General features: G+C 67.9%; 8 protein-coding genes. 5 read left to right on the top strand and 3 right to left on the bottom strand.

What is annotated here, in order from left to right:
- The 5 genes from ACREEF_RS14850 to aguB form a co-directional block, all read left to right on the top strand.
- Positions 1 to 106 (top strand): hypothetical protein (locus ACREEF_RS14850; protein ID WP_431566344.1); only part of this gene is annotated, 106 nt, incomplete at its 5' end.
- A gap of 209 nt (positions 107 to 315) precedes the next feature.
- Positions 316 to 1,569: a capsular biosynthesis protein gene (locus ACREEF_RS14845; RefSeq protein WP_431566343.1), complete on the top strand. Its 1,254-nt coding sequence runs from the start codon at positions 316 to 318 to the stop codon at positions 1,567 to 1,569.
- Between the two features lie 173 nt (positions 1,570 to 1,742).
- Entirely contained in the window at positions 1,743 to 4,259 is a 2,517-nt protein-coding gene (locus ACREEF_RS14840) for a TonB-dependent receptor (protein ID WP_431566342.1), read from the top strand.
- Positions 4,260 to 4,452: 193 nt separating this feature from the next.
- Positions 4,453 to 5,466, top strand: coding sequence for an agmatine deiminase family protein (locus tag ACREEF_RS14835; RefSeq protein ID WP_431566341.1), 1,014 nt, complete (start codon positions 4,453 to 4,455; stop codon positions 5,464 to 5,466).
- Between the two features lies 1 nt (position 5,467).
- Entirely contained in the window at positions 5,468 to 6,334 is an 867-nt protein-coding gene (gene aguB / locus ACREEF_RS14830; RefSeq protein ID WP_431566340.1) for an N-carbamoylputrescine amidase, read from the top strand.
- Positions 6,335 to 6,336: 2 nt separating this feature from the next.
- Here aguB and ACREEF_RS14825 read toward each other — a convergent pair whose 3' ends face one another.
- The 3 genes from ACREEF_RS14825 to ACREEF_RS14815 all read right to left on the bottom strand — a co-directional run.
- A complete protein-coding gene (locus ACREEF_RS14825; RefSeq protein WP_431566339.1) occupies positions 6,337 to 7,308 on the bottom strand; it encodes a right-handed parallel beta-helix repeat-containing protein in 972 nt (323 codons plus the stop codon).
- Entirely contained in the window at positions 7,308 to 8,126 is an 819-nt protein-coding gene (locus ACREEF_RS14820) for a phosphatase PAP2 family protein (RefSeq protein ID WP_431566338.1), read from the bottom strand. Before ACREEF_RS14820 ends, ACREEF_RS14825 begins: the two co-directional genes overlap by 1 nt.
- A partial coding sequence (locus ACREEF_RS14815) for a hypothetical protein (protein WP_431566337.1) occupies positions 8,126 to 8,444 on the bottom strand: 319 nt, incomplete at its 5' end. The genes ACREEF_RS14815 and ACREEF_RS14820, both read right to left, overlap by 1 nt.

Here is an 8,444-nt window from a genome sequence, read left to right as displayed (position 1 = left end):
CGTCATCGCCCTCGACGGCAAGGGCGAAACCGCCCTGGCCAAGCCCACCGCCGACGGCGTGCGCGAGCCGCTCAACCGTCGCGCCACCATCGACATCAACTTCTAAGATCCAAAGGGACCGGGGTGCGACCGCAAGTCGCAGTCCGGTCCCTGAGGCTCTGGAGCGTCGAAAGAAGTCGGCCGCCGGACTCGTTTCGAGCCGGCGGCTTTTCTCTCCTGCTGCTGCGCGGACCATCATCCGCACCCGCACGCCTTGTCATCCGTAGGGCCATGGCTCTAGGAGAAGGCTTGCGTCCTTGGAAAGAACCCTAGCGTTTGCTCGCGCCATTTGATCCCGACCAGCCTAACGCCGACCAGCGGGTCAAGGCGGATTTGCGTGGGCGAAGCTTCCTGATCGTCACGGCGCCCTTTGGGCGGTTCAGCCGGGTTCTGGCCCAGGCGCTGACGAGCCGGGGCGCCGATGTAGGGCGTATGATCTTCAATGCCGGCGATGCGGCGGGCTGGCGACAGCCCGGCGGCGTGGTGTTCGGCGAAAGCGCCAGCCGCTGGCCCGAACGGCTGGCCGAGTTGTCGCGAGATTACACCGACATCATCGTCTTCGGCGAGGGCGGTCCCTATAATCAGGGCGTGCTGTGCCAAGCTGACCGGCTGGACGCCGCCGTCTGGGTTCTCGAAAACGGCTATTTCCGACCCGATTGGGTGACGTTGGAACGCGACGGCGTCAACGCCTCCAGCAATCTTCCGCGCCAGGCGGACGGTTATGCGGCCCCGACCCCGCCTCTGCCCGTGACGCGGTCGATCGGCAAGATTCTGCCGCATCATGTGGTGAACATCAGCCTCTATCACCTGGCCGAGTGGCTGGGGCGTCCTCTGTTCCCTCGCTACAGGTCCCCTTACACGGTCGCCGCCTGGCGCCAGTTTCTGGGCCATGTCGGCCGCTATCTCGGGCTGGTCTTCCAGTCGCGCCGCCTGCTGGATTCCTATGCGATCGAGGCGCGCGGTCCCTTCTTCATCGCCTGCCTTCAGCGCGAGGGCGACGTGCAGTTGCTTCGGTACTCGCGCTTCGCCGACAATGTCGGTTTCCTGGCCGAGGTGATGGACAGTTTCGCGCGCCATGCGCCGGCCGATCGCCGCCTGGTGGTCAAGAACCATCCTCTGGACCCGGGGCTGATCAATCTGGCCGCCGTCACCCGCCGGCTGGCGGCCGAGCGAGGCTTGACGGGGCGGGTGGATTTCATCGACGGGGGCAATCTGGCCCAGCTGTGCCGCGCCTCGTGCGGCATGGTCGTCAACAATTCCAGCGCGGCCCTGTCGGCGCTGGGCTTCCACACGCCGGTCAAGGTGCTGGGCCAGGCCTTCTTCGACTTCGCGGGTCTGACGGATCAGCAGCCTCTGGCCGGCTTCTGGCGTGCGCCGGTCGCGGCTGACGCGCAACTGTTCACCCGCTTCCGCGCCCATGTGATCGCTCGCAGCCAGATCAACGGCAATTATCACGAGCCGCGGGCCATGATCTGGACCGCCTCGGCCATCGCCGACGCCTTCGCCCGAACGGACGCGGCCGAGGGCTGATTCCAATAATCCACAGGGGTGTGGCGCCGGTGTCACCCTGGCGGGGTGTCATACCACTGTCACACGAATGTCGTCCGACCTTCCTACAGCGGCCTTAAGGCCCAGCCCATCTCGACAGGCGTCTCGGCCTGCCGCGCATGGCGCTACGCCTTCATCACTGGGGATACAGATAGATGACCAACCGCAAACAGCTGTTCTGGGCGACCACCGCCCTGATGAGCGGCCTTCTCATGGCCGGCGCCGCCTCGGCCCAGTCGACCGGCACCGAAGCAACCGAAGTCAGCGACGTCGTCGTCACCGGTCAGCGCGGCCCGCGCAACATCGAAGGTCTGGCTGTCGCTGAAACGGTCGCCAAGACCCGCAACACGATCAACCAGGAATTCATCGCCACCCAGGGCGCCGGTCAAACCATCCTGCAGACCCTGAACCTGACCCCGGGTCTCAGCTTCACCAACGCGGACCCCTACGGCTCGTCGGGCGGCAACATCCGTCTGCGCGGCTTCGACGGCAACCGCGTCTCGCTGACGTTCGACGGCATTCCGCTGAACGACACCGGCAACTACGCCACCTACACCAACCAGCAGATGGACCCGGAACTGATCGAGCGCGCCTCGGTCAACACCGGCTCGACCGACGTCGACAGCCCCACGGCCTCGGCCACGGGCGGCACCATCAACTACGTCACGCGCCGTCCGGCCGCTGACTTCGGCGGCTGGATCCAGGGTTCGCTGGGCGACTTCAACTATCGCCGTATCATGGGCCTGATCGACACGGGCGAAGTCGGTCCCTGGGGCACCTCGGCCTGGTTCGCCGTCTCGCACCAGGAATACGACAAGTTCAAGGGCTTCGGCGATCTGAAGAAGACCCAGTACAACGCCCGCATCTATCAGCCGCTGGGCGATAACGGTGACTTCGTGGCCCTGTCGGGTCACTACAACGTCAACCGCAACTTCAACTACCAGGGCCCCAACCTCGGCACCACGACCGGCTTCTGCGACGTGGCCAAGACCCAGGCCTGCGGCGATCAGGTCAGCGATCCGACCAATCCCTTTGGCTGGGGCGTCGATTTCGACCGTGCCTACACGGCGCCGACCTTCCGCAACGGTACGGCCGACAACGACGCCAACGGCGCCAACTTCTGGGGTCTGCGCATCAACCCGTCGAACACGGGCAACATCCGCGGCAACTCGCGCTTCACCCTGCGTGACGGCCTGACCCTGACGGTCGACCCGTCGTTCCAGTACACGCTGGCCAACGGCGGCTCGGGCCAGACCGTCCTGTCGGAAACCGACCGTCTGCTGCGCGGCTCCAAGACCACCGGCGGCGTCGATCTGAACGGCGACGGCGACACCCTGGACCGCGTGCGCGTGCACACCCCGTCGGTGACCAACACGCACCGCTACGGCCTGAACAGCTCGCTGATCTGGGATCTGAACGACGATCACCGTCTGCGCGCCGCCTATGCGCTGGACTGGGGCCGTCACCGTCAGACCGGCAACTACGGTTTCGTCGACTTCTCGAACCCGTCCGACCCGCGCTTCGTTGACGAGTTCGGCGGCCGCAACGAGGAAGACAACCGCGTCGTCAACCTGGACGGCTACGCCCTGCAGGCCCGCGACCGCAAGTCGATCGCCAAGCTGAACCAGTTCTCGCTCGAGTACCGCGGCCGCTTCTTGCAGGAAGCCCTGACGGTCACCCTGGGCGTTCGCGCGCCCTTCTTCGAGCGTGAGCTGAACCAGAACTGCTACACGCAGAACGCCTCGTCGAACGTGATCTGCACGACTGAAGTGCCGAACGCGACCCTCGCCAACGGCAACGTGACCTTCACCGGTCGGACGGGCGAGTACATCAAGCCCTTCCAACTGACGAAGAAGTACGACGACATCCTGCCCAACGTCGGCGCCACCTATCGCTTCGGCGATGCTCACTCGGTCTTCGGCAGCTACAGCGAATCCCTGTCGGCGCCGCGCACGGACAGCCTCTACAGCGTCCGCCGCATGGCCGACGGCTCGATCGGCAATCCGACCGTTCAGCCGGAAACCTCGAAGAACATCGACCTGGGCTATCGTTTCACCTCGTCGACCGTCGTCGCCCAGGCGTCGATCTTCCAGAACCAGTTCGACAACCGCATCGTCAGCACCTTCGACCCGGATCTGGACCAGTTCGTCGACCGCAACGTCGGCTCGGTCGAGACCGTTGGTTTCGAAGCTTCGCTGGGCTGGTCGCCGATCGAGAAGCTGAACCTGTACGGTTCGGTTTCGCTGGTGAACAGCGAGCTGCAGGACGACTACGTTTACGACCGTAACGGCAACCGCCTGGCCACCAAGGGCAAGAAGCAGGTCGAAACGCCGGAAGAAATGCTCTCGCTGCGCGCCTCGTACCAGTTCAACGAGGTCTTCTCGGCTGGCGTCCAGGGCAAGTACACCGGCGAGCGCTGGGTCACCGACGTCAACGACCTGAAGGTCGACGCCTTCACTGTCGTCGATCTGGACGCCCGCTTCGACTTCTCGTCCCTGGGTCTGAACAACACCTACCTGCAGGTGAACATCACCAACCTGTTCGATGAGCAGTACTACAGCACGATCGGCACCCGCGCTTCGGCGACCCCGGGCGCCCTCGGCTATGGTCGTCCGTTCGCGGGCGTCGGCGCTCCGCGCACCATGATGGCCTCGCTGCGCTACAGCTTCTAAGCCTAGGCTTGGATCAAGACAGGGAAGGGCGGTCCGGCGACGGGCCGCCCTTTCTTTGTTTGTGGGCCTATTGCGCTTGGCGCTGAGGTCGAGTTGGGCAGTTGAGGCGCGTCGCGCCCCTGAACATTGAACCGGGGGGCGTCTCGGCCTATCTGGCGCGGTCTGCTTTCTTCCATTCGGATCGACTTCGCCCATGACCCCGCCCCTGACCTTGGCCATCCCCGCCGAATGGACGCCGCACCGCGCCATGTGGGTCGGCTGGCCCAGCCATGCCGAGCTGTGGGGCGAGGACTTCGCCAAGGCCCAGGACGAGGTCGAGGCCCTGGTGCGGGCGCTGGCCGGGCCGGGCCGCGAGCAGGTCAAGCTGATGGTCGGCCATGACGACGCCCTGACCGGTGCGCGGGCGCGTCTGGACGGCGTGGCCGGGGTCGAGGTCGTGGCCGTTCGCTTCGGCGACATCTGGCTGCGCGACACCGGCCCGATCTTCAGCGCCGGGTCGGCTGTGGCCAACGCCTTCAGCTTCAACGGCTGGGGCGGCAAGTACGACTATCCCCACGACGACGAGGTCGCCGACCAGATCGCCGAGTTCTCGGGCGTGCTGACGACGCGTCACGATTTCATTCTCGAGGGCGGCGCCCTGGACCACGACGGCGAGGGCACGGTCCTGACCACGCGCCAGTGCTTGCTGAACAAGAACCGCAACACCGGCTGGACCCAGGCCGACGCCGAGGCCGCGCTGGCGGAATCGGTCGGCGCCAAGGTGGTGGTCTGGCTGGGGGACGGTCTGCTGAACGACCACACCGACGGCCACGTCGACAACCTGGCCCGCTTCGTCGCGCCGGGCGTGGTGGCCTGCCCCATCGCCTTCGGCCGCAAGGACCCGAACGCCGAGGTCTATGACGAGACCGCCCGCCTGCTGTCGGAGACAACCGACGCCATGGGCCGTAAGCTCAAGGTGCTGCGCATCCCGTCGCCGGGTCTGGTGCTGGACGCCGACGAGCGCCCGATCCCGGCCAGCCACATGAACTTCCTGATCGCCAATGGCGCCATCGTGGTGCCGACCTACGGCGACGATGTCGCCGCGCGTCTGGCGGGCGAGGCCCTGGCCACGGTCTTTACCGACCGCGAGATCGTGCTGTCGCCGTCGAACGCCGTCCTGACCGGCGGCGGATCCTTCCACTGCATCAGCCAGCAGGAGCCTGCGTAAGATGACCCGCACCGTCACCGTCGCCGCTCTGCAGACCTCCTACGGCGAGGACATGCAGGCCAACATCGACAAGACCATCGGCCTGATCCGTCAGGCGGCGGCCAAGGGCGCGCAGGTCATTCTGCCGTCGGAACTGTTCCAGGGCCCCTACTTCTGCGTGACGCAGGAGGAGCATTGGTTCGCCTCGGCCTATCCGTGGCGCGAGCATCCGGCCGTGGTCCAGCTGCAGCCGGTGGCGAAAGAACTGGGCGTGGTCATCCCCGTCTCGATCTTCGAGAAGGAGGGGCCGCACTACTTCAACTCGATGGTCTTGCTGGACGCCGACGGCGAGGCCCTGGGCGTCTATCGCAAGAGCCATATCCCCGACGGCCCCGGCTATCAGGAGAAGTATTACTTCCGCCCCGGCGACACCGGCTTCAAGGTCTGGAGCACCCGCTTCGGCCGCATCGGCGTCGGCATCTGCTGGGACCAGTGGTACCCCGAGAGCGCCCGCGCCATGGCCCTGCAGGGCGCCGACATCCTGATGTACCCGACTGCTATAGGCTCGGAGCCGCATGACGAGACCCTGGACACCGCCGTGCCGTGGCAGCGCGCCATGCAGGGTCACGCCGTGTCCAACGCCATGCCGGTCGTCGCCTCGAACCGCATCGGCCACGAGACGGTGACGGAGGTCGGCCAGACCTTCTACGGTCACTCCTTCATCGCCGACCATCGCGGCGACTTGGTCGAGAGCCTGACGGGCGAAGAGGGCGTGCTGGTCCACACCTTCGACCTGGACTTCCTGGATCAGTACCGCGCCGCCTGGGGCTTCTTCCGCGACCGCCGTCCGGACCTGTACGGCGCCCTGGCGACTGGCCGCCCGGTCTAGGCTCAGCGGCGGAGGTTGCGCGCCACGACATTGTTCGTGGCGCGGTCGCCGTCGTCGGCGCTGCTGCCCCAGGGATAGCCCCTGTCCGCGCCGCAATAGGACCGATGCCCTTCGCGCGCGCCGACCACCACCAGTCGGGGCCGCAGCCGCGCCGCGCCGGAAAAGACATTGTCCGTGATCTGATTGTCCGACGGCGTCTGATGCCGGATCACGCCGCGCTCGCCGCAGTTGCGATAGAGGAAGATCCCGGGACGCCCGCCCAGATCGAAGCGGTTGCCGGCGATGCGGTTGCGCGCCGAGCCGTCCACCGCGACGGCTTCCCGTTTGGTCTCGACGGCTATGGCGTTGTTCTCGATCCGGTTGTCGGCGCTCTCGGCGTCCAGATAGACGGCGGTCGCGTCGCTGCGGCCGGTCAGGGTCGAGTTCGTCAGGCTGAGGCGCGTCACACCGGGCCCGACGTAGAGGGGGATGGAGCCGGTCCCGACGATGGTCACGCGGTCCAGTTCGATATGCGACGGCGCCGACCCTTGCGTCGTCGCCACATGGTCGGCGGTGCGCGACGAGGCGCGCAGGTCGTCATAGCTTCCGTCCGCCCCCATGCCCCAGACGCGCACCGCGCCGTGGACGACGCAGTTCGCGAGACGGATGTCGGTGGGGCGGCTCCAGTGCGACGCGTCGATGCGGCGCGACCAGACGGCGACGGTGGGCTGGCGGGTGCTGACCGCGACGCTGGGGCGACCGACCACGCCGCCCTGGCAGTCGAGCCCGGCGCCCGAGGCCTCGGCGCCTTCGATCAGGACGGGGCGGCGGACGGTCTGGCCCGGCGTCAGCACGGCGCGGCAGGCCAGGCGATAGGGCGCGTCCGTCTCGGTCGTCAATTCGCGCAGTTCGACGGCGGTGCAGGGCCGGGCGGCGGGCAGGGACCACGCCTCTGGTGCGGCGCCCAGCAGCAAGAGCGCCAGCAACGACGTCATCAGGGCAGGGGCGTGGCCAGGGCGATGCGCTCGGCGGCGCAGCCGGGGTTGGTCAGGCCGGCGGCGCGTGCGGCGGCCAGTTCCGCGCGGGCGGCCGCCAGGTCGAGGTCGAAGCCGGGCGCGGCGGATGCGGCCTCGTACACGGCCTTGCCCAGAGTTTCTCCGGCGGCGACGTCGCTGGGATAGTGCATCCCGCAGACCAGACGACTGAGGCCCATCTCATGGGCGATGCGGCGCGCCTCGGCCGCGCGCTGCGGTTCCAGGGCAGCGAAGGCCTCGCCATAGACGGCGGCCACGGTCGAGCTGCCGGACGGGTAGGAGGCGGTCTTGCGCCCCGCCTCGCTGACGCGCTGGCAGGGACGGCGCTCGGCGTCGTCGCCGACGGGGCGGGCGCGGAAGCCGCGCGCCTTGACCAGTTCGGCGGCGGCGTCGGAATCGTCGAACAGGCGCTGCATCAGCCGGTTCAGGTTGGGCGTCGCGGCGGACCCCAGTCGCACGCCGAGGGCGCAGTCGAAATGCTGCAGGGCCAGCGGCGGGCGCAGTTCGGCGTGGGCGGTGGCCAGCAGCCAGCGGTCGCTGTCCTCCAGCGTCCTGAACTGGCTTGAGCGCGCCTTGTCGGCCAGGTCGATCGGCGAACCAGCGACGGGCGGCGGAGGCACAGCGTCGGCCAGGGCCTGGATCAGTGATCCGTTCAGATAGCCCTTGGTTTCGGGTGCGGCGGCCTGGGCCGCCTCGGGTCGGATAGCGGCGGGCGTGCCCGCGGCGCAGGCCGAAAGCAGGGCTGCGACGGCGAGGAGGCCGGCTGTCGCCCCGCGCATCAGACCCCGGCGCTCCAGGTCAGCTGCACCGAGGTGCGGCCGCCTTCGCCGGGCGCGGCGACGACTTGCAGCGTGGCGCCGTGCTCCTTGCGGGCGGCGGCGCCATAGGCGCGGGCCTCGCCCTGGTTCATAGCCATGACGGGGGCCAGGCCGGCGGCCTCGGCGCGCTGACGGTAGAAGGCGATGACGGCCTCGGGCGCGACCTCGGTCGTGAAGGTGATCAGGCCGCCGGGGCCGGTGGGGCCCGAGGCGACGGTGGCGGGGGCGTCGACCTGGGCGCCGGGATAGAGGGCGGCGAAAACGGGGGCGCCGTCGATC

This window comes from Brevundimonas sp., from assembly GCF_050729455.1.
In the GTDB taxonomy this organism is placed as follows: domain Bacteria; phylum Pseudomonadota; class Alphaproteobacteria; order Caulobacterales; family Caulobacteraceae; genus Brevundimonas.
The sequence above is the reverse complement of the archived record's forward strand: the minus strand, read 5'-3'. Positions and strand labels throughout refer to the sequence as shown.

What these genes read in the sequence shown, in the direction of transcription:
- ACREEF_RS14825 (WP_431566339.1), bottom strand. Translation starts at nt 7,308, where the DNA reads ATGACGTCGTTGCTGGCGCTCTTGCTGCTGGGCGCCGCACCAGAGGCG.
- ACREEF_RS14820 (WP_431566338.1), bottom strand. Translation starts at nt 8,126, where the DNA reads ATGCGCGGGGCGACAGCCGGCCTCCTCGCCGTCGCAGCCCTGCTTTCG.
- aguB (WP_431566340.1), top strand. Translation starts at nt 5,468, where the DNA reads ATGACCCGCACCGTCACCGTCGCCGCTCTGCAGACCTCCTACGGCGAG.
- ACREEF_RS14840 (WP_431566342.1), top strand. Translation starts at nt 1,743, where the DNA reads ATGACCAACCGCAAACAGCTGTTCTGGGCGACCACCGCCCTGATGAGC.
- ACREEF_RS14835 (WP_431566341.1), top strand. Translation starts at nt 4,453, where the DNA reads ATGACCCCGCCCCTGACCTTGGCCATCCCCGCCGAATGGACGCCGCAC.